We start from the raw sequence: 20,571 nt of genomic DNA on the forward strand, positions 1-20,571 counted from the left end.
GATCAAAACCGCTGAGTGGAAATGCTTAGCGGTTTTTTAAATCTTAGAGTTAGGTTTTTAGCATATTTTATGCCAATATTAGGTAGCAAATGTAGATAAAAATTCAGCTACCCAATATGGTATTTTAAGAGAAAGCAAATTATGTATAAAATCATTTTACCCCTTTTCTTTGTATTTATTACTGGGTGTAATGGTGTGGGTGTTGTTAATACCAATAATCCGCAACAAAAACTGGAACAGGCTGATTCTTTATTATATGAGCAAAACCGACCATTACTGGCGGAGAGATTAATTTTTGAGGCGATTACAGAGTATCGCCAAACGAATAATCAGTTTGGACTGGCGAATGCTTTACGCGACTATGGAGATTTATTAGGATCATCGGCAGTCGCTCAAGCTGGTGTTCAATTTTTACGTGCTGGATTTCATGATCCTGACGTAACTATGCAAAATAATCTTGATAAATCAAAATACTACTTTGCTCAATCAATTGAGCATTACAACTTAGCTGGCATAGAGGCTAGTCGAAATGGTGAATTGAGTAAACTGATGAATATTTATTTTAATATTGGAGGTTTGTACGCTCGCCTTGGAAATCAAAGTAAATCATGTGCTTTTTTGGATAAAGCATCGAATGCTTATAATGACGCCATACTACAAAATCCTCATGTGAAATTACCATCCCCTAAACAAGGATACGGCTCAGCATTAGATTATATCAAGAGTAAACAGAATTCTATTGGTTGTTAATCATTTGATCAAAATGTTTAAGATGGACAAATCTGCGTTTTGTTATAGAAGCTGATAATTTCCCCACCCGAACACATGTCTGCCCGACCTTAGACGACCTTGCAAATAAACAATTTAACCGAAAATATGATGATTTATTGTGTTGTCGGTGAGTTCATACTTCTACACAAACAGCGCTCAATGTGGTTAGTAGTTGTATAAGTCTTTACATCATCAAAAAAACTATCGTAGGTGAACTGAACCCTATAAATTGTGTCGAACGTATAGCGTTCAGTTCAAAAGATAGGGGGCTTTTTTTATGCCAATTTATTGATCAATACGCAAAGTAAAGCATGAGTTTAGAAAATCCTGCAATCACAGCCAATCCCACAAAACCGACACACCACAAAACGATAAACCATTGTATTGACGACAGTTTCAAATTGAGCTTTTTCATAGCGACACAACTCCTTTAATGGTAACCATCATCACCGATCCGCACTTTGTCTCGAAATACCCAATATGAAAAAATGGTATATGCAAGAATGATGGGAATCAAAATAAGTGCACCAATTAAAGCAAAGCGCTGGCTAGAATGTGGTGCTGCGGCTTGCCAAATAGTCACCGAAGGCGGAATAATGTATGGGAAAATGCTAATGACAAAGCCCGTATTAGTTTTTGTGCCTATGCTTTGATGGTGATTATGCAAAAATAAAGACAATATTTGAGGTCAATATTGAGGTGATCCGATGTTTGTAAGCCAACAGTTCAGCCAACTGATCCAATTGTTTTATGGCGGTCAACATGCTGAGGAAGGATTAGAAAGCCCATTTCTAAAAAGCCACGTTGGCAACGCTGTGACGGACATCAGTGCATCACTGCTTCAAGCCAAACAAGACAGACAACAACAACGTAGCGAAGGGGTGTATATCATCCAATCTGCCATCGATGATCGAAGTAGCAACTTGGCATTTTTGTTTGCGCCGTTGATTTTGGCAAATTTAAATCGAGCAACCATCTATTCCACCCAAATCACCGCACCAGTGTCTACGATATTATCGCCACACTATTCTCTAGAAAGTGCACTACAGCTTGATATAGATAAGGCACTCGATGCGCTGAATCTACATATGCACATGATGGATGCCGATTTAGATCCGTCTGAATTTCTCATCACACAAATAATCCAAGCCTTAATGCGTGCAGATTTGCGTAGTTTGATTTTGATTGTCGATCAAGACGTTGACCGTAATAGGCTAAAAGACCTAGCAGACTTTTTCCAGATCAACATCACGGTCATTTCATCGAATGACTCGCCAGAGATTGTGCCAAGCGCTGAAATAAGCATGCATCAACTTTTATTTAAACGTAAAGATGAGACACATACGCAATTAACCCGCTTATTTTCACAGCGTTTAGCGCCAGTAGTTTCGTTTGTGGTCGGTTTAACCGAAGCGCAAAGTACACTTTTAATCGAAGATATGTTTTATGCCGAGCATATTTTTGAAAAGTTGTCTGTCTATGCCGAATATGTGCAAACGCAAATCCAATACAAGGAAAATAAACCACGGCGACTATTTGCATCCTAAACGATGTCGGAACGATGTAAAGCGTTGATCATTCACTTAAAGTACTGATCATTTCCCCGATCCGAACACACGCCTGTTCAATCTCAGGCGACCATGCAAATGAGCAATTTAAGCGAAAATAGGATGATTGATCGTGTTGCGGATTGAATAGACTACTTGGAGAAATACCAATATTTTCCGCCAATAAAGTTTGATACAGCGTATCCGCATTGACTGATTCAGGTAGTTTAATCCACAGAAAATAGCCACTCTCGAAATATTGAATTTCACAGGTGTTCGGTAAAATGCGCTGTAAGGCTTGATAAAATTGTTTCTTATTTTGTGCGAGTGTACGACGTAGCGTGCGTAGATGTTTTTCATAATGTTGGCTGGATAAAAAATCCCCCAAGGCATTTTGAATTAATGGGCTTGCCGACAGCGTGCGCATTTGCTGGCGATGCTGAATTGCTTCAGAATAACGTCCTGCATGCACCCAACCAATCCGAGTCCCCGAACCTAACAATTTGGAAAAAGAAGAGCAGTGCAACACATCATTGTCTTGATCAAAAAATTTCATCGATAAGGGTTTGTGCTGTCCAAAATACATCTCTTGATAGACATCATCTTCGATCAAATGCACTTGATATTGCTGTAATAATTCTCCAATGCGAGCTTTGATTTCGTCACTGACGGTAAAGCCGATCGGATTGTGGCTATTCAGCATTAACCAGCAGACTTTGATCGGATAGCGTTGCAAGGCTTGCTCGAAGGCGTCCAAATCAAAGCCAAATTGCGGATGTTCAGGAATGCTAATCACCTGTAATCCGAGCCGTTCACTTGCCTGCCAAGCGCCATAGAAAATATGCTGTTGTAGCAGAATATAATCACCTGCTTGAGTGAGTGCTTCTAAGGACAAATTCAGTGCATCGAGTGCACCTGAGGTAATCACAATGTCATCAGCACTGGTGGCAATGCCTTGAACGATATATTTATTGGCGATCAATTGGCGCAAGGCGAGATTACCTGGTGGAAGATTGGCATTTTGCTGATAGCTGGGGCGCTTTTTGGCATGTTGTGCAATGATGCTCATCAAACGTGGATTGAACAATAACGCGTGATCGGGAAAAGCAGAACACAGCGGAATGATGTCTTGTTGCTGTGTGTCTTTGAGATAATGGAAAACTTGAGAATTAATTTCAATTTTAGTCGTGTGCTGTAGCGCCTCACTCGCCGAGGATGCATCGACCTGAGCACCTGCAACATAAAAGCCAGATTTTTGTTTGCTATAAATCAGTCCTTGCGCTTCCAATTGTTGATAGGCACTGAGCACGGTCATCAAGCTAAAGCCTGACTGCATGGATTGTTCACGCAAAGACGGCAGTTTTTGATGGGCTTTTAACGCGCCATTTTTAATCAACAGCTGAATCTGTGAAACGATTTGTGCGGATTTCAACATAATGCACTCAAGACGTCAATTTACGGTCATTTTCTGGGACAGAAGATCAATAATTTGCCATGAAAATTTAGTCTAAAAATATAACAGAATTCTTGAAAAAATGGCATCTGTTATACTTTTTTGGCTAAAAACTGTGTCTATTCCGAGCTGGCTTTTGCGTACATAATTTGTTCATCGAAAGCAATTTTAAAAACAATCCGAGAGGAGTAAGACTCATGAATTCATCAAATCATCGTCCGCCAGCACCGAAATATCAAGACAGCACAATGTCGGATAAAGCATTTAAGCATATGATTTTTTGGTTTTCGCTGTTTGTGGTGTTGTTTTGCTTAGGCGTATTTTTTGCGGTTGGTGCGGATATGAGTAATTATTCATAATGGCGCATCTTGATCACAGGGCGATGCGGATAGCTTAATCGCCCTATAGTCTTTGTTGAACTATGATGTTCAGAATAAAATGTACTTTGTAAAAGAATCCAACTTTAATTTTGAATATTCATGATGAGTTCCTGTTCTTCTGAACTATTGAATACGGACAGGGAGGCTACAGCCTGAGTAGTAGACTCGGCAATTTATTCCCTTTTTCTCACACCGATCCATGCTGATTTTAATAGCCAGCTCTTTAGTCTCAGCTCGAGCCCAATCCGAGCGCTCACCTCCAGCGGCTATAGCTGCGCATTGGTTGTAATAAGTCGCAAAAGTTTTACAGTTCCCACCACCCCGTTTTTTGCACTCTTTGACTGCTGCGACCTCAGCCTCTCTCTTACTATTACGACTTTCTACAATCCCAGCGGTTCCATTACCATCATCTGCCATTGCCCCCCAGCGATCCGCCCAACGGACTTGCGGTTGGGCTTGTGGTTGCCCTTGATTCCAATGGGGGAGGTTGTAGTCGGCAGCGCAGGGCTGTCCTTGGTTTGGAGTTGGCACATAGCCAGACGGACAGCCACCTTCAGCAAAAGCGGAGTTGCTCAAGGCAAACGCACCAAAGCTCAATAGACTGATGACACTGAGTTTTTGAATATTCATAATGATTTCCTTTTCTTCTGAGTTATTGAATACGGACAGGGAGGCTACAGCCTGAGTAGTAGAGCCAACAAGCACCTTTCCCGTTCGCAGTTTCACAACGCTTTATAGCAGTTTCTTCAGCTTCTTTGGCATCAGGAGCGCCGCTGAAAAACTTATTGCGCTCACTTGCAGCTATTGCTGCGCATTGGCTTCTGTAAGTAAACCTGTGTTGGCACTTATTTCCTCCATTCTTCTCACACTCGGCAATAGCATTACTTTTTGCTTTACGCTCACTGTTAGCGTCAGCAACAATGCCGTATGTCTTGCCATCTGATGCAAATGCTCCCCACCGATCTGCCCAACGCGCCTGTGGTGCCGTAGGCTGTTGTGCCCCTTGGGTGGCGATTTGGTGTTTTGCGCCTTGTGGAACGTATTGCGCTACAGCAAGATTCGCTGAGAATCCCAGTATTGCGATGAATCCAGCAGTCGTGATAAGCAGATTGGTTTTCATGATTCACTCCTTTGTTGTTTTGGTTATCCTACTCTTACCTCTGGACTACAGCCTGTGTAGACGACTTTGCACTGACTTTTTCCATTAGACTCACAATAGTTTTTACTGGCTTGCCCAGCCTCTTCTGGTGTATTGCCAAAATCCGTAGCCCATCCTCCTGAATTGCCTGCTGCCATGCCAACACATCCGTTGAGGCTATTATATGTTTGTATAATCTTACATTTCTTTCCGCCTCGGGCTTTACAGTCTTTCTTTGCTGCGGAGTTTGTTGACCATTTACCGCCTTTGCCTGTTGATGCGCCGATTACGCCAAGATTTTTATCATAGGCGATAGCACCCCATGTGATGTTCCAATACGTCCTTGGCATGGACGACCCTTGTGAGCCTTGTCCTTGGGTGGCGATTTGGTGTTTTGCGCCTTGTGGTACATATTGCGCTACAGCAAGATTTGCTGAGAATCCGAGTATTGCGATGATTCCAGCTGTTGTGATCAATGATTTGGTTTTCATAGTAAATTTCCTTTTAAGGTTTGGGTTGGGGGTGATTAAATTGGTTATTCCACTCTTACCGCATAGCTACAGCCTGAGTAGATGACTTGGCAATTGCCTTTTCCATAGCTGGATTCGCAATCTTTAATACTTACTTCACTTGCATCTTTTACTGATACTTCGTGTTTCCAAGCGATTTCCCCTGTACGGCTTCTTGCTAGACCAATACAGTGGTCGCGACCATATGCATTCAAAATTTCACAATTTTTGCCACCTCGGTTTTGACAGTCCTTCATTGCCTTTGATTTTGCCGACCGTTCATTTTTGTTGTTATCTGAAGCACCGTATACGCCGTTCGTTTTATCGTATGCGAGAGCTCCCCATTTATACACCACACGTACTCTTGGCTGAACTTGTGGTTGGCTTTGCTGCTGTTGGTTCCAGTAGGGGAGGTTGTAGTCAGCAGCGCAGGGTTGACCTTGGTTTGGGGTTGGCACGTAGCCAGAAGGACAGCCACCTTCGGCTTGTGCGCTCATTGAGGTGCCTAAAATGGCTGAGAAACCAAACAAGGCGGATAAAAATAGATGGTGAACTTTCATAATGCAGTCCTTTGATGTTTGGCTTATCGAACTCTGGTGGTGTTCTAAAAAGTACGCTGGCGGTCAAAGTGAAGAAAAATGCATGCTCCCTTATTTGATCTTGCAAGACTTTTTAGGCACTTAGGGTTGTTTGAGTTTTAGCCAGCATAGTTTCTAATAAACCACCCGATCTCTTTCCAAGGGGCTACAGCCTGTGTAGATGACTTGACAATTCCCTTTTCCTTCATACGACTCACAATAATCTTTACTGATTTGCCCAGCCTCTTCAGCTGTATCCCTAAAATTCCAACCCACTTTTTTAGGACCTTTTACCACCCCAATACATCCATCGAGGCTATTAAATGCTCGTAAAATCTTACATTTCTTTCCGCCTCGGGCTTTGCAGTCTTTTTTTGCCGCTGATTTGGCTGACCATTTCCCGCCCTTGTTTGCTGAGCCGCCAGCGATGCCAAGATTTTTATCATAGGCGAACGCGCCCCATGTTATGTTCCAATACGTCGTTGGCACGCCAGAGCTTGACGAGCTTGTCGATCCTTGCGATCCTTGTCCTTGGGTTGCCATTCGGTGCTTTTCTGCTTGCGGTACATATTGTGCTACAGCAAGATTTGCTGAGAATCCGAATATTGCGACGATTCCAGCTGTTGTGATCAGTGATTTGGTTTTCATAATAAATTTCCTTTTAAGGTTTGGGTTATCTATCTTTGGTGGTGTTCTAAAATGTATGCTGATGATCAAAGTCAAGAAAAATGCATGCTCCATTTGCGGATATTACAAGACGTTCGAAGTATTAAATTTTCTCGAATTTTAATCATCATAGTTTCTAATAGACCACCCGATCTCTTTCCAAGTGACTACAGCCTGCGTAGATAACTTGGCAAGCGCCTTTTCCATCAGACTCACAATAGTTTTTACTGGCTAGCCCAGCCTCTTCTTGCGTATTGCCAAAATCCGTCGCCCATCTGCCTGAATTGCCGACTGACAGTCCAGCACATCCATTGTCGCTATTATATTCTTGTAAAACCTTGCATTTTTTACCGCCTCGGGCTTTACAGTCTTTTTTTGCTGCTGATTTGGCTGACCATTTACCACCCTTGCCTGAGGAACCGCCAGCGATGCGAAGGTCTTTGTCATAGGCGATAGCGCCCCATGTAAAGTTCCAATATGTAATTGGTTGACCATTTCTAGTGTTACCACCATTGCCACCACCAGAAGAACCACCCGTACATGGTCCAGCTTGAGCTGTGCCATTACAGATAAAATATTGATGCCCTTGAGCATGTACTGACCCAGCAAAACCAATGGCTGAGATGCTGAATAGGGCGGATAAAAGTAGATGTTGTGTTTTCATGGAAAGGTTCCTTTTTGATCGTTTTTAAAAATTATCTACGATGATAGATGGGCTTAGCGCAGGCGGAGTAATAGACACGACAACCTTTCTCCCTTTGATTGCAGTCGGCTAAGCCTCGCTGTGTCGCCTCTGCTATCGTGGCATTCCCATAGTTTTGATATGTTTTGCTACCAACAATCATGACAGCGCACTGGTTGTGGTAGGCAAAGTCAACCTCGCAATCTGTACCGCCTTTGGCTTTGCAGTCTGCTATGGCAATTTTTTCTGCTTCTTTTTTACTGCCTACACTTTCAGCGACACCTAAAATTGCATCTGTTGGAGAAGGGGCAATCGCTCCCCAAGTTTTTTGCCAGTAGCCTGTTGTTTTTTTTCGTTGAGTTTGATTCCAATGCGGTAGATTGTAATCGGCAACACAGACTTGCTGAGGTCCTTGATTCACGGGAATATGACCTGCCTGACAGCCGTATTCGGCTTGTGCGGAGTTACTGATGGCAAAAATACTTGCACTCATCAGCCCAAAAAGAAATAAATGTTGAGTTTTCATACGAGGCACTCCCTGCGATTCATATAAATCCGTAGATTGAGTAAAACAGTCGGTCAAGTTAATCTTAAACTTAATTTAATTAAGATTAATGTCTAAGTGCTTGTATAGCAAGAATTTGTGAGCAAGTTTGGTGCGGTATTGATAGTATTTTTGTGGTATTTATGCGAAAAAATCGCATAATTGTGAGTTTTATCAAAAACGAATTTTGTGATATTTTTTACCGAAAGTGTGTCATTCATACCAGATGAAAAAAAAGACGATGATTATAAATCACCGTCTTGTATGGTCTTTTTAGTCTTTGATCAAGAGCAATTCAGTCAATAAATTCTGATTATACAGATTTGGTTTGATCGATAATGTTCTTCATAATTTGCTTATACTTTGAAGTCTTCACCCAGATAGACACGGCGAACGGTGTCATTTTCAAGGATTTCTTGCGGTGTGCCATCGGCAATCACGCTACCTTCGGAGACAATATAGGCTTTTTCACAGATTGCCAAAGTCTCACGCACATTATGATCGGTAATGAGTACGCCAATGCCACGATCTTTAAGATTTTCCACGATGTCTTTGATGTCATTGACCGAGATTGGGTCGACCCCCGCAAAAGGTTCATCGAGCAACATGAATTTTGGATCAGAGGCGAGGGCACGGGCGATTTCAGCACGGCGACGTTCACCACCCGAGACGCTCATGCCAAGTGAATCTCGAATATGGGTAATTTTAAAATCGTTTAATAATTCTTCAAGGCGTTGCTGGCGTTGTTGTTTGTTTAAATCTTTACGGGTTTCGAGGATCGCCATGATGTTTTGACCAATGGTCAATTTGCGGAAAATCGAGGCTTCTTGAGGCAGATAGCCGATGCCTTGCCGAGCGCGTTCATGCATGGAAAGACTGGATAAATCTTTGTTATCTAAATGAATTGAACCTTTATCCATGCGCACCAAGCCAACCACCATATAAAAGCTGGTGGTTTTTCCTGCGCCGTTTGGACCAAGTAAGCCAACGATTTGTCCGCTGTGGATTTCAAAAGAAACGTCTTTGACCACCCAGCGTTTGCTATAGTTTTTTGCCAAATGCTGAATACATAAGGTTTGCACGGCTGTAGTGCTCATTAATCTTTGACTCCAGAAAGGCTTTGCGATGCAGACGGTGGGATGACGATTTGAATGCGTCCTTTTCCTGTGCTTGAACTGCCACCATCCGCTTGAATATCGCCTTTGCTCATGCTGTATTTTAAGTTTTGACCACGAAATGTTGCGCCATTTTGACTGAGGAATGCATTGCCTGATAAGGTGATAATGCCAGATTCAGCGTTGTAATTGATCTTTTTGCCTTCGCCACGTGCCAGTCCTTTGTTGCCATCCATTTGTTGTTGGAATTTGGCAGGGGAGCCGTTGGCAGTGACTGATTTGATTTGATTGTTGCTGTTGAGATTGGCAACGATCGCATCGGCTTGCAGTTTGAGTGTGCCTTGTTGGATCACCACGTTGCCCGTATAAGTCGTGACACCCGTTTTTTCATTGAAGGTGGCACGTTCCGCTTCCAAGCTAATCGGTTTTTGACGATCGCTGGTCAGTGCAAAACTCTGCGTGCTGGCAAATAACGACAGTGCAACAAGTAGCGATGCCGATGCGCAATGGGTTGGGAGTAGATTAGGACGCTGGTTCATAAAGACCTCGAATTGTATAAAATTCATATTCGCCAGTATTTAAGTTCGCCTTTAAGCCCTGACTTTGAAATTTACCTTGTGGACTGGTGATCATGACTTCATGATCGGTCACGATTTGATTGGTTTTGGTGTTGCCACTCAGTTGGTCGGTATCAAAAGTGATGCTTGGCGTTTTCTGATCACTGAGTTTTGACACACGTACATTACCGACCAACTCTACATTTTCATAATCATTTTTTGCAAAACCTTGATCGGCATGAAAGCTGGCGTTTTCTTTGCCTTTTTCATATTGTACACCTTGAATTTTTTCAAGCACAGCATCACCAGATTGCATATTCACGGTCATGCCTTGAATGGTCGATTTGGCATACAGTTGACCTTGTTCGTTGGTCTGAGTGACTTGAATGGTTTTGGCGGTTGAGTTGAGATTGGCATCTTTGCTCGCCTCAAGTCGTTTGCTTTTGCCACTGAAATAATAAAAGCCAGCGACAATGATGACAAAGACCATCGCAATACTATAAAGCAGTCGTGTATCCATCGTTATCGCCTTTCACTTAACATTCAAAACCAAACATCTAAAACTAAGCATCTAAAAACCAAACATCCCAAATTAAACACTTAAAGCAAACACGCAAATCCAGCATCGATACTGTGAGCAATCAACTCAATCCGAATGACTGAGAATATAGCTCAACAAAGCATCGTTAATTAGAGCACAATTAAGCAGATGATGATCTATATTTAATGTGGTGGGTTGAGGAATTTTTCAAGGGTGTTTTCATATTCACCTTTGGCATGCAGTAGCATATCGCAGACTTCCCTCACTGCACCACGACCACCATAGGCAACGGTAACCAGATCAGCACGGCGACGCAGTTCGACATGACCATTTGGTACAGTGATCTTCATTCCCGCCAAAGCAAAGGCAGACAAGTCAGGCCAATCATCACCCATATACAGACAGTCTTCGGGTAAGAGGTTGAGCTGAGCGCAGGCTTCACGCAGGGCAGTACCTTTGTCTTCACGCCCTTGAAATACCAAATCCACACCGAGATCAGACATACGCTTGTCTACGATATTACTTTTGCGCCCTGTGATAATGATGACTTTCATGCCAATTGATTGGATCAGTTTCATCCCTAAACCATCACGAATATCAAAGTTTTTGATTTCATCGCTAGTATTGGTAAATGTCACGAATCCATCACTAAGAATACCATCCACATCGAGCACCAAGGCTTGCATATGTAATGCTTTTTCAAGAAGTGCAAACGAACCCATGATTATACTCCTGCACTAATTAAGTCATGCATACTGATCACGCCGACGACTTTGTCTTGATCATCCACCACCACGAATTGGTTGATTTTCTTTTCTTTCAGCGAATCTAATGCGACCACAGCTCTGGCGTTGACATTAATGGTAAATGGACTTTTTGTCATCACTTCAGACACAGGAATATTTAGGCTGAATTGTTGCTGTTGATCGAGTAGACGACGTAAATCACCATCGGTAAAAATACCGAGCAACTTGTGTTGGTCATCGACAATGGTGGTCATGCCGAGACGTTTGTTGGTCATTTCATACAGGGCTTGATTGAGTGGTGTCGATGCAGTAACAGATGGTAATTCATCGCCTTGATGCATCAAATGTTCAACATGGAGTAATAGACGTTTACCCAAAGCACCAGCTGGATGTGAGCGAGCAAAATCATCCGCAGTAAAACCACGAGCCTCTAATAGTGCTACAGCGAGGGCATCACCAAGTGCTAAGGTCGCTGTGGTACTCGATGTGGGTGCCAAACCCAGCGGACAGGCTTCTTGCGCCTTACCCAGTGTCAAAGCAACATTGGCATTTTGTGGCATTGGTCCTTGATCGTCAGCGCTGATGGTAATCAATGGTACATCGAGATGTTTGATCAATGGCATGAGCATCATGATCTCATCGCTTTTACCTGAGTTGGAAATGGCAATCAGCACATCACCACGCACCAGCATCCCTAAGTCACCATGACCTGCTTCACCAGGATGCATGAAAAACGACGGTGTTCCCGTCGACGCTAAGGTGGCTGCCATTTTGCGACCGATATGACCAGATTTCCCCATACCAGTCACCACAACGCGCCCTTTACACTGCAAAATAATTTCACAGGCATCAACAAAGCGTTGATCGATTTGTTGCGCCAAGATTTTTAACGCTTGTTGCTCAATTTGTAGGGTTTCTAAAGCACTTTCAATAAAGTTTATGTGTAGCTCATTTGCGGGCATCATTTATATTGCCTAAATCAAGATCATATTATTCATTCGGATAATTGTATCACAGAATAATTTCTAAAAATGTATAGACTTAAGCACGGTTGTAAGCATATGGATGTGGATTGCAAATCTATGTAATTACTTTGCCGAACGCACGATTTTGCTCGATTTTACCTTTAGGCTTTGCTCGTGGAAAATACGAATACGTTTGCGATCATTTGTCTAAATCACCTATGCACAAGTTACGCAAGGTTTAAGGCGCTCGAACATCAAGTTGACGTAAAACAGCACACAGTTGAATCATCGGTAAGCCCATCAATGCGGTGTAGTCATCACCTTTGAGTGATTCAAATAAACTGATTCCTAGACTTTCAACTTTAAAACTGCCTGCACAATGTAAGGGCTGATCAATGGTCACATAACGCTGAATTTCATCATTGCTTAATTCACGAAATTTGGCTTGAAAGGGCACAACACAAGTGTGTTCAAATTGTTGATTGATACATTGCACAGACAAGCCTGTGGTGAAATTGAGTATTTTTCCAGATTGATGTTGAAGCTGTGCAATGGCGCCTTGTTCGGTATAGGGCTTGCCAATGAATTGCTGGGGGGACTGTGCAAGATAAGCGACTTGATCGGAACCAATCACAATCGCATCGGGATAATCCTTGGCAATTTTCAACGCCTTTTCAAAACTCAAACGCTGTGCAAGTTGTTCCGCTGATTCATGTGGTTTTGCGCTTTCATCAATCTCAGGGCTGATCGCTAGATAATCGAGATGCAAGCGATTCAGTAGCGCTTTGCGTGTTTCTGAGCTTGAGGCAAGAATAATCTGCGTCATTACACTGCATATTCCATCAGCGTTTCTAACTCCACAAATTGCAACACACTTTCATGACAAGCGTGAATTTTCACTGGCGGGGCAACCTGATGCTGATATGCTTCGACCCAACGGGTCACGCAAATGCACCAAAAATCACCTGGTTGTAATCCAGCAAAACCAACTTCAGGCAAAGGCGTAGTCAAATCATTGCCGACACGCTGTGAAAAACTTAAAAATTCAGAAGTCATCTGTGCACACACGGTATGTAGCCCAACATCGGCATAGCCTGTATGACAAAAACCATCTCGATAATAGCCTGTGATCGGATCAAAACAACAACTGGCGAGTGCACCGCCTAAGACGTTGAGGCGATTGAGTTCTGGGTCGGGATGATATGACATAAATACAAACCTGATTTAAAATGAATGCGGGTGAGTACCATCATGATAAATGATATTTGAGGCGAATTTCATATTTTACCGAAATAGAACTACCTTTTTAATGAGAATGATTTAAAATTTGCGCAACTAATTTAACCAACATGAGAGAAGCAGATGAATTTTCAGCGCATCACTGATTTAGATTTGAATGGGAAACGTGTCTTAATTCGTGAAGATTTAAACGTCCCTGTTAAAGATGGCAAAATCACCAGTGATGCGCGTCTACGTGCTGCGATTCCAACCATCAAACAAGCCCTCGCTCAAGGTGCTGCTGTGATGGTCTTTTCTCACTTAGGTCGTCCAGTAGAGGGTGAGCCAAAGCCTGAACAATCGCTTGCGCCAGTTGCAGCATATCTAACTGAAGCGCTGGGTCAAGACGTGCAATTGTTTACCGATTATTTAAATGGTGTAACGGTTGAAGCAGGGCAAGTGGTACTTCTTGAAAATGTACGCTTCAATCACGGCGAAAAGAAGAATAATCCTGAGCTTGCACAGAAATATGCAGCACTGTGCGATGTATTCGTCATGGACGCATTCGGCACAGCGCATCGTGCCGAAGCATCGACAGAAGGCGCCGCACGTTATGCCAAGGAAGCTGTCGCAGGACCGCTTCTTGCCGCTGAGTTGGATGCATTGGGTCGTGCGATGCAAACCCCTGAGAAGCCAATGGTGGCGATCGTTGCAGGTTCAAAAGTATCGACTAAATTGGATGTGTTAACGTCATTGTCGACCATTTGTGATCAGCTCATCGTTGGTGGCGGGATTGCCAATACCTTCCTTGCCGCAGCAGGCTATAACGTCGGAAAATCACTCTGTGAAGCAGATTTACTAGAAACAGCTAAACAAATCGCTGCTAAAGTTGATGTGCCACTACCAACAGATGTAGTGGTTACGGATGCGTCTGAAATTAACTTCGATGACTTCTTAGGTTCAGCAGGCAATGCCAACGCCGTGGTCAAAAAAGTCGCTGATGTTGGCGATAACGATATGATTCTCGATGTTGGCCCTGAAACCGCACAACAATTTGCAACATTGTTGAAGCAATCAAAGACTATACTGTGGAACGGCCCTGTCGGCGTTTTTGAAGTGGATCAGTTCGGTGAAGGCACTAAAGCATTGTCATTGGCGATCGCAGAGAGCGCAGGCTTCTCGATTGCAGGCGGTGGAGATACTTTGGCTGCGATTGATAAATATCAAGTGGCTGATCAAATTGGCTATATCTCGACTGGTGGCGGTGCATTCCTTGAGTTTGTTGAAGGAAAAACTTTACCTGCTGTTGCTGTACTTCTTGAACGTGCGAAAAACTAATACGGTTAGTTTTTAAAATTTGATTTGATTTTGAATTAACACTTTACTTGAGGATATCTTGATGAATATTAAACTTTTAACTGCACTTGCAATTGCGCTTCCATTATTCACTGTGGCATGTGCCAAAAAAGAAGCACCAGCAGAACAAGCTGCGCCTGCTGAAGCAACCACTACCGCACCTGCGGACGAAGCAGTGACACCAGAGCAACAAGCAGCTATTGATTCGGTCGATCAACCAAATGCCGAAGCGATTGCGGTAGAAGGTGAGACTGCAACGCCTGATGCATCGGTTGAAGCAACAGAAACTGCAACCGCAACGCCAGCAGACTCCACCACAGCAGATGCAGCTGCACAGCCTGAACAAAGTAGCGAAGCTGCACAATAATTGATTTTAAAAATCCTCGCATAGCGGGGATTTTTTCTATTTTAAAACGTGATTTTAGCTGAATTCGAATGATGATCAGGTTAGAATGCGTTTATATTTTGGGAGAGATTTATGGCACTTATTTCACTACGCCAATTATTAGACCATGCCGCTGAGCATGAATACGGCGTTCCAGCATTCAATGTCAACAACTTAGAGCAAATGCGTGCTATTATGATGGCGGCAGATGAAACCAATTCACCTGTGATCGTGCAGGCGTCTGCGGGTGCTCGTAAATATGCGGGTGCGCCATTTTTACGTCATTTGATTTTGGCGGCGGTTGAAGAGTGGCCACATATTCCAGTGGTCATGCACCAAGATCACGGCACAAGCCCTGCGATTTGTCAGCGTTCGATTCAGCTTGGTTTTAGTTCGGTGATGATGGATGGCTCATTGGGTACCGATGGGAAAACCCCGACCGATTACGACTACAACGTCAGTGTTACCCGTGAAGTGGTGGCAATGGCGCATGCTTGTGGCGTCTCTGTAGAAGGTGAAATTGGCTGTCTAGGTAGCTTGGAAACAGGTATGGCAGGCGAAGAAGATGGCGTTGGTGCAGAAGGTGTACTTGATCACTCTCAATTGCTGACTTCTGTAGAAGAAGCAAAACAATTCGTCGAAGATACCAATGTCGATGCACTTGCGATCGCAGTCGGTACCTCACACGGTGCGTACAAGTTCACGCGTCCACCTACAGGTGATATTTTGGCGATTGATCGCATTAAAGAAATTCATGCCGCATTGCCAAATACCCACATCGTGATGCATGGTTCGAGCTCTGTGCCACAAGAATGGCTCAAAGTGATCAACGAATACGGCGGTCAGATTGGCGAAACTTACGGCGTACCAGTTGATCAATTGGTTGAAGCGATCAAGCATGGTGTGCGTAAGATCAATATTGATACCGATTTACGTTTGGCATCAACAGGTGCGATTCGTCAATTCATGGCGGAAAATCCTGCCGAATTTGATCCACGTAAATACTTGGCGAAGACGGTAGAAACCATGAAACAAATCTGTGTAGATCGTTATACTGCATTTGGTACAGCAGGCAATGCCAACAAGATTCGTCCTATTTCATTGGAAAAAATGGTTGAGCGTTATTAATCTGTACATCATTTGATTTGACCTATAAAAGACCCATCACGAGATGGGTTTTTTATTGTTAAATGCTTTTGCATGATTGTGAATTCGCTTATTTTAATGACTATCTATTAACGATCGTCTTTTGAAGATCATCTTTTAAAAATCATCGTGTTGAGTTTTACAGATTCAAATTAATTCTTGGATGACCGATGCAATTTATTCTTATCGCAGCCTTATTTAGTGTATCGGTGTCGATCGCACTGAAACTTTATCGTCAGTATGGATTGAATATTGTCCATCTATTGACATTGAATTATCTTACTGCATCCGTGCTGTGTTTTTTATGGTTCAAGCCGTCTTTTAATGTGGCGCAGTTAGAACATTCATGGTGGCTGATTGGGGCATTGGCGATTTTATTACCCAGTATTTTTTGGTGTTTAGATCGTGCTTTGCATCATGCGGGGTTGATCAAAACCGAAGTTGCACAGCGATTATCGGTGGTACTGACGATTTTGGTTTCCAGCTTAATTTATCAAGAGCAATTTTCAGCACTTAAAATTTTCGGAATTGTGCTCGGTGTGGTGGCGGTGTTGATCATGCTGATTGGTCAGGGCGGGGCAAAATCCAGTCAATCGATGGCAGCGTGGCTGAGTATTTTAAGTGTTTGGGTTGGCTATGCGCTGATAGATTTATTGTTTAAATATACTTCGGGATTGGGCTTGCAGTTTGCGATGAGTCTCAATGCGATTTTTATCTGTTCAGCGCTGTTATGTTTGGCGGTGGCATTATTTCAATCTCAAGTCTTAACAAGTAAAACACTATTGGCTGGCATGTTATTGGGCGTGCTGAATTTTGCCAATATTGCTTTTTATTTATACGCCCATCGACAGCTCAGTGACAGTCCTGCATTGGTCTTTGCTTCGATGAATATTCTGGTAGTGTGTTTTGGTATTTTGGCGGCGGTATTGATTTTTAAAGAACAACTCAACCGTAGTCGTGTGGTGGGCGGGATGCTTGCGATCATTGCTGTGCTGATATTAATGCAAGCAATGTAGTGGCTTAAGTCATTAAATTTATTGAAAATTAATATAAAAAGCATAAGCGAAAAAAGCATAACCGAGGCTATGCTTTTTTGATTTGAGGCGAGATTTTATCGAATTGGTAAAAATGATGGATTGACTTAGACAGTCGCATCAACCACTGGAATTTTACCAATTTTTTCTTGCCAGATTTTTGGTGCGATCGCATGCACAGATGTACCGTTGACATCCACCGCAACAGATACAGGCATATCTTCCACCACAAATTTGTAGATGGCTTCCATACCGAGATCAGCAAAGGCAACCACTTCAGCTTCACGAATCGCTTTAGACACGAGATATGCCGCACCGCCAACTGCCATCAAGTAAGTCGCTTGGTTGTCTTTAATCGCTTCAACGGCAGTCGGACCACGATCCGCTTTACCAATCATGCCGAACAAACCAGTTGCTTCGAGCACTTGGCGGGTGAATTTGTCCATACGAGTTGCAGTTGTAGGACCTGCAGGACCGACCACTTCATCACCGACTGGATCAACAGGACCAACGTAGTAGATAAATTTACCTTTGAGGTCGACTGGTAGTTCTTCGCCTTTATTGAGCATATCGACCATGCGTTTGTGCGCTGCATCACGACCTGTATAAATCGTACCATTGAGCAATAAGGTATCACCCGGTTGCCACGCATTCATTTCTTCTTGGGTAATGGTATCCAAGTTAACACGCTTCGAGGTTGAAGTATCCCAAGTCACTTCAGGATAATCTTCAAGTTTTGGCGCTTGGATATGCGCAGGGCCTGAACCGTCCAAAGTGAAATGTGCGTGACGAGTCGCTGCACAGTTTGGAATCATGCCGACTGGTTTGCCAGCAGCATGACATGGATAATCTTTAATTTTAATATCAAGGACAGTGGTTAAACCGCCTAGACCTTGTGCACCAATACCCAGTGCATTTACTTTTTCAAAGATTTCAATACGAAGTTCTTCGATGTTGTTTTGAGGACCACGGCGGAGTAGCTCGTCCATGTTGATTTCTTCCATCAACGATTCTTTGGCGAGCATCATGGCTTTTTCTGCTGTACCGCCGATACCGATACCGAGCATACCCGGCGGACACCAACCTGCGCCCATGGTTGGCACAGTTTTCAATACCCAATCGACGATTGAGTCAGATGGATTGAGCATCGCTAGTTTTGATTTATTTTCTGAACCGCCACCTTTGGCAGCCACAGTAATATCGACAGTATTACCTGGCACGAGTTTGTAATGAATCACCGCAGGGGTATTGTCTTTGGTATTTTTACGACCAAATGCAGGATCAGCCAAAACAGATGCACGAAGTACGTTGGTGTTTTCTAAATAACCTTGACGCACACCTTCATTCACTGCGTCGTCTAGGCTCATTGTAAGGTCAAATTTGACATCCAACCCAACCTCTAAAAAGACATTCACAATACCAGTATCTTGACAGATCGGACGATGACCTTCTGCACACATCCGAGAGTTAATCAAGATTTGCGCAATCGCATCTTTTGCCGCTTTATTTTCTTCACGGTCGTAAGCACGGCTCATGGCTTGGATAAAATCAGTAGGATGATAGTACGAAATAAATTGCAGGGCGTCCTTGACCGAAGTGATCAAGTCATCTTGTTTGATAATGGTCGTCATATATAAATCTCTTGTGCGGGCAGGTAGCTAGCGGGGGAAATTATACGAGAAATTCACTGCTTTGTGGTGAAAAAATGGGTGAACTGCGCCAAAGGTCGGAGTATATTGGTAAAAATATTCGCTGAATCTGTCTGTGTCAGGACAAGCGATAATCATCGACTTAAATAATGAGATAAACCAATAGCGATACAAGTAGTTAAAATGGAATGAGTGATCAACATCTTGCAAAAAATATCATCGACATTTACCGCAAATACGGACGAGCGTGGACTGAGCTACGAGGCGAATATTTGTATGAACAATCTTGGCTAGATCGTTTTTGTGAAAAATTGCCAAGCAATTCAAAAGTATTGGATTTAGGCTGTGGTTCAGGCGTACCGATTGCACGTTACTTGAGTGAGAAAGGTTGTGCAATCACAGGTGTAGATAGCTCAGACGTAATGCTTGAAATGGCACAGCAAAATTTCCCTGTGGAGACATATCCGAATCATCGCTGGATTCTTGGCGATATGAGAAATGTTCAGCTCAATGAAGATATTGATAACAATACAGAGTCAGCTTTCGATGGGATCTTGGCATGGGATAGTTTTTTTCATCTCACTGCGGATGATCAACGGCAGATGTTTGCGCAGTTTCAGCGATTTTCCAAAATCGGCACGATGTTGATGTTTACATCAGGCACAAGTGAAGGTGAAGCGATCGGTGAGATGTTCGGCGAAGCCTTATACCATGCGAGTCTGTCGCCTGATGAGTATCGTGAATTGTTGGCGCAAAATGACTTTCAAGTCCTAGAGATGGTTGCGAATGATGCTGATTGTGCAGGACATACGGTGTGGTTGGCGCAGAAAAAATCGTCTTAAAAATGGTGATTGTATAAAGGTGAGGGCATGCAAAACGTGATTAAACGCAAAAAATATATCAATGTCATCCAGCATCTTGCTTTTGAAGATTTGGGTAGTTTTGGCAAGGTGTTTCAATCGCAAGGTTTTGAGCTTCGCTACTACCATGCGGGTGTGAATATTCCTGAATCAATTTATCAAGATGAATCGATTTTAGTGGTGTTGGGTGGTCCAATTGGTGTCTATGAGACGGATATTTATCCATATTTACAGCAAGAGATTGATGGGCTGAAATACCGTATTCAAAATCAATTACCCACATTAGGCATTTGTTTGGGCGCGCAATTGTTAGTTGCGGCAAGTGGCGCAAAAGTTTATGCAGGGCATATCAAAGAAATCGGCTGGTCGACTTTGCAACTGAGCGAGCAAGGCAATGCCAGCCCACTGAAATATTTACACGATGTGAACGTGCTCCACTGGCATGGCGATACTTTTGAATTGCCACAGAATGCAACACTTTTGGCAAGTTCTGAACATTATCCGCATCAAGCCTTTGCGCTGGGCAAACACATTTTAGCGATGCAATTTCATCCTGAAGCGGATGCACAGCGTTTTGAGCAATGGCTAATTGGACATTGTAGTGAGCTCAATCACGCCAAAATTGATATTTTGCAACTACGTGCCAATAATCAGCGCTATGGCACGGCGCTAGCGCAGGCGGGTGAGCAGTTATTGCTGGAATGGTTGGCAGGATTATAACGATCTCGACA

25 protein-coding genes and 1 pseudogene are annotated in these 20,571 nt (G+C 43.1%); 9 read left to right on the forward strand and 17 right to left on the reverse strand.

The window, feature by feature from the left end:
* The first annotated feature begins 141 nt into the window (after positions 1–141).
* The gene (locus tag BLQ60_RS06015) at positions 142–750 is read left to right on the forward strand and encodes a hypothetical protein (protein ID WP_092617520.1); all 609 of its coding nucleotides are present in this window, start codon (positions 142–144) and stop codon (positions 748–750) included.
* Between the two features lie 451 nt (positions 751–1,201).
* Here the strand turns inward: BLQ60_RS06015 and BLQ60_RS06025 are convergent.
* A pseudogene (locus tag BLQ60_RS06025) lies at positions 1,202–1,399 on the reverse strand (cytochrome d ubiquinol oxidase subunit II); the annotation flags it as partial.
* A 79-nt stretch (positions 1,400–1,478) separates the two neighbouring features.
* On the opposite strand from BLQ60_RS06025, the gene BLQ60_RS06030 reads away from it, so the two are divergent.
* Complete coding sequence (locus BLQ60_RS06030) at positions 1,479–2,318, forward strand: hypothetical protein (protein WP_092617526.1); 840 nt, start codon at positions 1,479–1,481, stop codon at positions 2,316–2,318.
* A 28-nt stretch (positions 2,319–2,346) separates the two neighbouring features.
* Here BLQ60_RS06030 and BLQ60_RS06035 read toward each other — a convergent pair whose 3' ends face one another.
* Positions 2,347–3,753, reverse strand: a complete 1,407-nt coding sequence (locus BLQ60_RS06035; RefSeq protein ID WP_092617529.1) for an aminotransferase-like domain-containing protein — start codon at positions 3,751–3,753, stop codon at positions 2,347–2,349.
* A 215-nt stretch (positions 3,754–3,968) separates the two neighbouring features.
* Here BLQ60_RS06035 and BLQ60_RS14035 point away from each other — a divergent pair, with 215 nt between their 5' ends.
* Positions 3,969–4,130 (forward strand): hypothetical protein, encoded by a 162-nt coding sequence (locus BLQ60_RS14035; protein ID WP_171259062.1) that lies wholly within the window; start codon positions 3,969–3,971, stop codon positions 4,128–4,130.
* A 144-nt stretch (positions 4,131–4,274) separates the two neighbouring features.
* Here the strand turns inward: BLQ60_RS14035 and BLQ60_RS06040 are convergent, their stop codons facing one another.
* From BLQ60_RS06040 to BLQ60_RS06105, 14 genes are all read right to left on the reverse strand, one after another.
* Positions 4,275–4,781 carry a DUF4189 domain-containing protein gene (locus tag BLQ60_RS06040; RefSeq protein WP_092617532.1) on the reverse strand — a complete coding sequence of 169 codons (507 nt, stop codon included), beginning with the start codon at positions 4,779–4,781 and terminating at the stop codon, positions 4,275–4,277.
* A 22-nt stretch (positions 4,782–4,803) separates the two neighbouring features.
* Complete coding sequence (locus BLQ60_RS06045; RefSeq protein WP_092617535.1) at positions 4,804–5,271, reverse strand: DUF4189 domain-containing protein; 468 nt, start codon at positions 5,269–5,271, stop codon at positions 4,804–4,806.
* Positions 5,272–5,294: 23 nt separating this feature from the next.
* Entirely contained in the window at positions 5,295–5,780 is a 486-nt protein-coding gene (locus tag BLQ60_RS06050; protein ID WP_092617538.1) for a DUF4189 domain-containing protein, read from the reverse strand.
* Between the two features lie 44 nt (positions 5,781–5,824).
* Entirely contained in the window at positions 5,825–6,358 is a 534-nt protein-coding gene (locus tag BLQ60_RS06055; RefSeq protein ID WP_092617541.1) for a DUF4189 domain-containing protein, read from the reverse strand.
* Positions 6,359–6,511: 153 nt separating this feature from the next.
* Positions 6,512–7,024: a DUF4189 domain-containing protein gene (locus BLQ60_RS06060; protein ID WP_171259063.1), complete on the reverse strand. Its 513-nt coding sequence runs from the start codon at positions 7,022–7,024 to the stop codon at positions 6,512–6,514.
* Positions 7,025–7,178: 154 nt separating this feature from the next.
* On the reverse strand, positions 7,179–7,706 hold the full coding sequence (locus BLQ60_RS06065) for a DUF4189 domain-containing protein (RefSeq protein WP_092617547.1): 528 nt from the start codon (positions 7,704–7,706) through the stop codon (positions 7,179–7,181).
* Positions 7,707–7,737: 31 nt separating this feature from the next.
* Complete coding sequence (locus BLQ60_RS06070; protein WP_092617550.1) at positions 7,738–8,250, reverse strand: DUF4189 domain-containing protein; 513 nt, start codon at positions 8,248–8,250, stop codon at positions 7,738–7,740.
* 374 nt (positions 8,251–8,624) lie between these two features.
* Positions 8,625–9,365, reverse strand: coding sequence for an LPS export ABC transporter ATP-binding protein (lptB, locus tag BLQ60_RS06075; RefSeq protein WP_092617553.1), 741 nt, complete (start codon positions 9,363–9,365; stop codon positions 8,625–8,627).
* Complete coding sequence (gene lptA / locus BLQ60_RS06080) at positions 9,365–9,922, reverse strand: lipopolysaccharide transport periplasmic protein LptA (protein ID WP_092617556.1); 558 nt, start codon at positions 9,920–9,922, stop codon at positions 9,365–9,367. Before lptA ends, lptB begins: the two co-directional genes overlap by 1 nt.
* Positions 9,906–10,460, reverse strand: a complete 555-nt coding sequence (gene lptC, locus BLQ60_RS06085; RefSeq protein ID WP_092617559.1) for an LPS export ABC transporter periplasmic protein LptC — start codon at positions 10,458–10,460, stop codon at positions 9,906–9,908. Before lptC ends, lptA begins: the two co-directional genes overlap by 17 nt.
* 203 nt (positions 10,461–10,663) lie before the next feature.
* Complete coding sequence (locus BLQ60_RS06090) at positions 10,664–11,203, reverse strand: KdsC family phosphatase (protein WP_092617562.1); 540 nt, start codon at positions 11,201–11,203, stop codon at positions 10,664–10,666.
* Between the two features lie 2 nt (positions 11,204–11,205).
* Positions 11,206–12,189, reverse strand: coding sequence for a KpsF/GutQ family sugar-phosphate isomerase (locus BLQ60_RS06095; protein ID WP_092618655.1), 984 nt, complete (start codon positions 12,187–12,189; stop codon positions 11,206–11,208).
* A gap of 241 nt (positions 12,190–12,430) precedes the next feature.
* Positions 12,431–13,018 carry a Maf family protein gene (locus tag BLQ60_RS06100; protein ID WP_092617565.1) on the reverse strand — a complete coding sequence of 196 codons (588 nt, stop codon included), beginning with the start codon at positions 13,016–13,018 and terminating at the stop codon, positions 12,431–12,433.
* Positions 13,018–13,401, reverse strand: coding sequence for a DUF2237 family protein (locus BLQ60_RS06105; protein ID WP_092617567.1), 384 nt, complete (start codon positions 13,399–13,401; stop codon positions 13,018–13,020). Before BLQ60_RS06105 ends, BLQ60_RS06100 begins: the two co-directional genes overlap by 1 nt.
* 153 nt (positions 13,402–13,554) lie before the next feature.
* Here BLQ60_RS06105 and BLQ60_RS06110 point away from each other — a divergent pair, with 153 nt between their 5' ends.
* The 4 genes from BLQ60_RS06110 (at position 13,555) to BLQ60_RS06125 (ending at position 17,313) form a co-directional block, all read left to right on the forward strand.
* Positions 13,555–14,748, forward strand: a complete 1,194-nt coding sequence (locus tag BLQ60_RS06110; protein WP_092617570.1) for a phosphoglycerate kinase — start codon at positions 13,555–13,557, stop codon at positions 14,746–14,748.
* Positions 14,749–14,809: 61 nt separating this feature from the next.
* On the forward strand, positions 14,810–15,133 hold the full coding sequence (locus tag BLQ60_RS06115) for a hypothetical protein (RefSeq protein ID WP_092617573.1): 324 nt from the start codon (positions 14,810–14,812) through the stop codon (positions 15,131–15,133).
* A 111-nt stretch (positions 15,134–15,244) separates the two neighbouring features.
* Complete coding sequence (fba, locus tag BLQ60_RS06120; RefSeq protein WP_092617576.1) at positions 15,245–16,279, forward strand: class II fructose-bisphosphate aldolase; 1,035 nt, start codon at positions 15,245–15,247, stop codon at positions 16,277–16,279.
* Positions 16,280–16,467: 188 nt separating this feature from the next.
* Positions 16,468–17,313: a DMT family transporter gene (locus BLQ60_RS06125; RefSeq protein ID WP_092617579.1), complete on the forward strand. Its 846-nt coding sequence runs from the start codon at positions 16,468–16,470 to the stop codon at positions 17,311–17,313.
* Positions 17,314–17,438: 125 nt separating this feature from the next.
* Here the strand turns inward: BLQ60_RS06125 and BLQ60_RS06130 are convergent, their stop codons facing one another.
* Complete coding sequence (locus BLQ60_RS06130; protein WP_092617582.1) at positions 17,439–18,962, reverse strand: fumarate hydratase; 1,524 nt, start codon at positions 18,960–18,962, stop codon at positions 17,439–17,441.
* A 206-nt stretch (positions 18,963–19,168) separates the two neighbouring features.
* On the opposite strand from BLQ60_RS06130, the gene BLQ60_RS06135 reads away from it, so the two are divergent.
* Entirely contained in the window at positions 19,169–19,822 is a 654-nt protein-coding gene (locus BLQ60_RS06135; protein WP_092617585.1) for a class I SAM-dependent DNA methyltransferase, read from the forward strand.
* A gap of 27 nt (positions 19,823–19,849) precedes the next feature.
* A complete protein-coding gene (locus BLQ60_RS06140; RefSeq protein ID WP_092617588.1) occupies positions 19,850–20,560 on the forward strand; it encodes a glutamine amidotransferase in 711 nt (236 codons plus the stop codon).
* Positions 20,561–20,571 lie beyond the last annotated feature (11 nt).

The sequence above is a fragment of the Acinetobacter marinus genome, assembly GCF_900096915.1.
In the GTDB taxonomy this organism is placed as follows: Bacteria; Pseudomonadota; Gammaproteobacteria; order Pseudomonadales; family Moraxellaceae; genus Acinetobacter; species Acinetobacter marinus.

Excerpts from the sequence above, each read along its gene's own strand:
- BLQ60_RS06115 (WP_092617573.1), top strand. The coding sequence starts at position 14,810 with ATGAATATTAAACTTTTAACTGCACTTGCAATTGCGCTTCCATTATTC.
- BLQ60_RS06055 (WP_092617541.1), bottom strand. The coding sequence starts at position 6,358 with ATGAAAGTTCACCATCTATTTTTATCCGCCTTGTTTGGTTTCTCAGCC.
- BLQ60_RS06035 (WP_092617529.1), bottom strand. The coding sequence starts at position 3,753 with ATGTTGAAATCCGCACAAATCGTTTCACAGATTCAGCTGTTGATTAAA.
- BLQ60_RS06015 (WP_092617520.1), top strand. The coding sequence starts at position 142 with ATGTATAAAATCATTTTACCCCTTTTCTTTGTATTTATTACTGGGTGT.
- BLQ60_RS06140 (WP_092617588.1), top strand. The coding sequence starts at position 19,850 with ATGCAAAACGTGATTAAACGCAAAAAATATATCAATGTCATCCAGCAT.
- BLQ60_RS06130 (WP_092617582.1), bottom strand. The coding sequence starts at position 18,962 with ATGACGACCATTATCAAACAAGATGACTTGATCACTTCGGTCAAGGAC.
- lptC (WP_092617559.1), bottom strand. The coding sequence starts at position 10,460 with ATGGATACACGACTGCTTTATAGTATTGCGATGGTCTTTGTCATCATT.
- fba (WP_092617576.1), top strand. The coding sequence starts at position 15,245 with ATGGCACTTATTTCACTACGCCAATTATTAGACCATGCCGCTGAGCAT.
- lptB (WP_092617553.1), bottom strand. The coding sequence starts at position 9,365 with ATGAGCACTACAGCCGTGCAAACCTTATGTATTCAGCATTTGGCAAAA.
- BLQ60_RS06040 (WP_092617532.1), bottom strand. The coding sequence starts at position 4,781 with ATGAATATTCAAAAACTCAGTGTCATCAGTCTATTGAGCTTTGGTGCG.
- BLQ60_RS06030 (WP_092617526.1), top strand. The coding sequence starts at position 1,479 with ATGTTTGTAAGCCAACAGTTCAGCCAACTGATCCAATTGTTTTATGGC.
- BLQ60_RS06110 (WP_092617570.1), top strand. The coding sequence starts at position 13,555 with ATGAATTTTCAGCGCATCACTGATTTAGATTTGAATGGGAAACGTGTC.
- BLQ60_RS06095 (WP_092618655.1), bottom strand. The coding sequence starts at position 12,189 with ATGCCCGCAAATGAGCTACACATAAACTTTATTGAAAGTGCTTTAGAA.
- BLQ60_RS06045 (WP_092617535.1), bottom strand. The coding sequence starts at position 5,271 with ATGAAAACCAATCTGCTTATCACGACTGCTGGATTCATCGCAATACTG.
- BLQ60_RS06070 (WP_092617550.1), bottom strand. The coding sequence starts at position 8,250 with ATGAAAACTCAACATTTATTTCTTTTTGGGCTGATGAGTGCAAGTATT.
- BLQ60_RS06135 (WP_092617585.1), top strand. The coding sequence starts at position 19,169 with ATGAGTGATCAACATCTTGCAAAAAATATCATCGACATTTACCGCAAA.
- BLQ60_RS06100 (WP_092617565.1), bottom strand. The coding sequence starts at position 13,018 with ATGACGCAGATTATTCTTGCCTCAAGCTCAGAAACACGCAAAGCGCTA.
- BLQ60_RS06050 (WP_092617538.1), bottom strand. The coding sequence starts at position 5,780 with ATGAAAACCAAATCATTGATCACAACAGCTGGAATCATCGCAATACTC.
- BLQ60_RS14035 (WP_171259062.1), top strand. The coding sequence starts at position 3,969 with ATGAATTCATCAAATCATCGTCCGCCAGCACCGAAATATCAAGACAGC.
- BLQ60_RS06060 (WP_171259063.1), bottom strand. The coding sequence starts at position 7,024 with ATGAAAACCAAATCACTGATCACAACAGCTGGAATCGTCGCAATATTC.
- BLQ60_RS06090 (WP_092617562.1), bottom strand. The coding sequence starts at position 11,203 with ATGGGTTCGTTTGCACTTCTTGAAAAAGCATTACATATGCAAGCCTTG.
- BLQ60_RS06105 (WP_092617567.1), bottom strand. The coding sequence starts at position 13,401 with ATGTCATATCATCCCGACCCAGAACTCAATCGCCTCAACGTCTTAGGC.
- BLQ60_RS06065 (WP_092617547.1), bottom strand. The coding sequence starts at position 7,706 with ATGAAAACACAACATCTACTTTTATCCGCCCTATTCAGCATCTCAGCC.
- BLQ60_RS06125 (WP_092617579.1), top strand. The coding sequence starts at position 16,468 with ATGCAATTTATTCTTATCGCAGCCTTATTTAGTGTATCGGTGTCGATC.
- lptA (WP_092617556.1), bottom strand. The coding sequence starts at position 9,922 with ATGAACCAGCGTCCTAATCTACTCCCAACCCATTGCGCATCGGCATCG.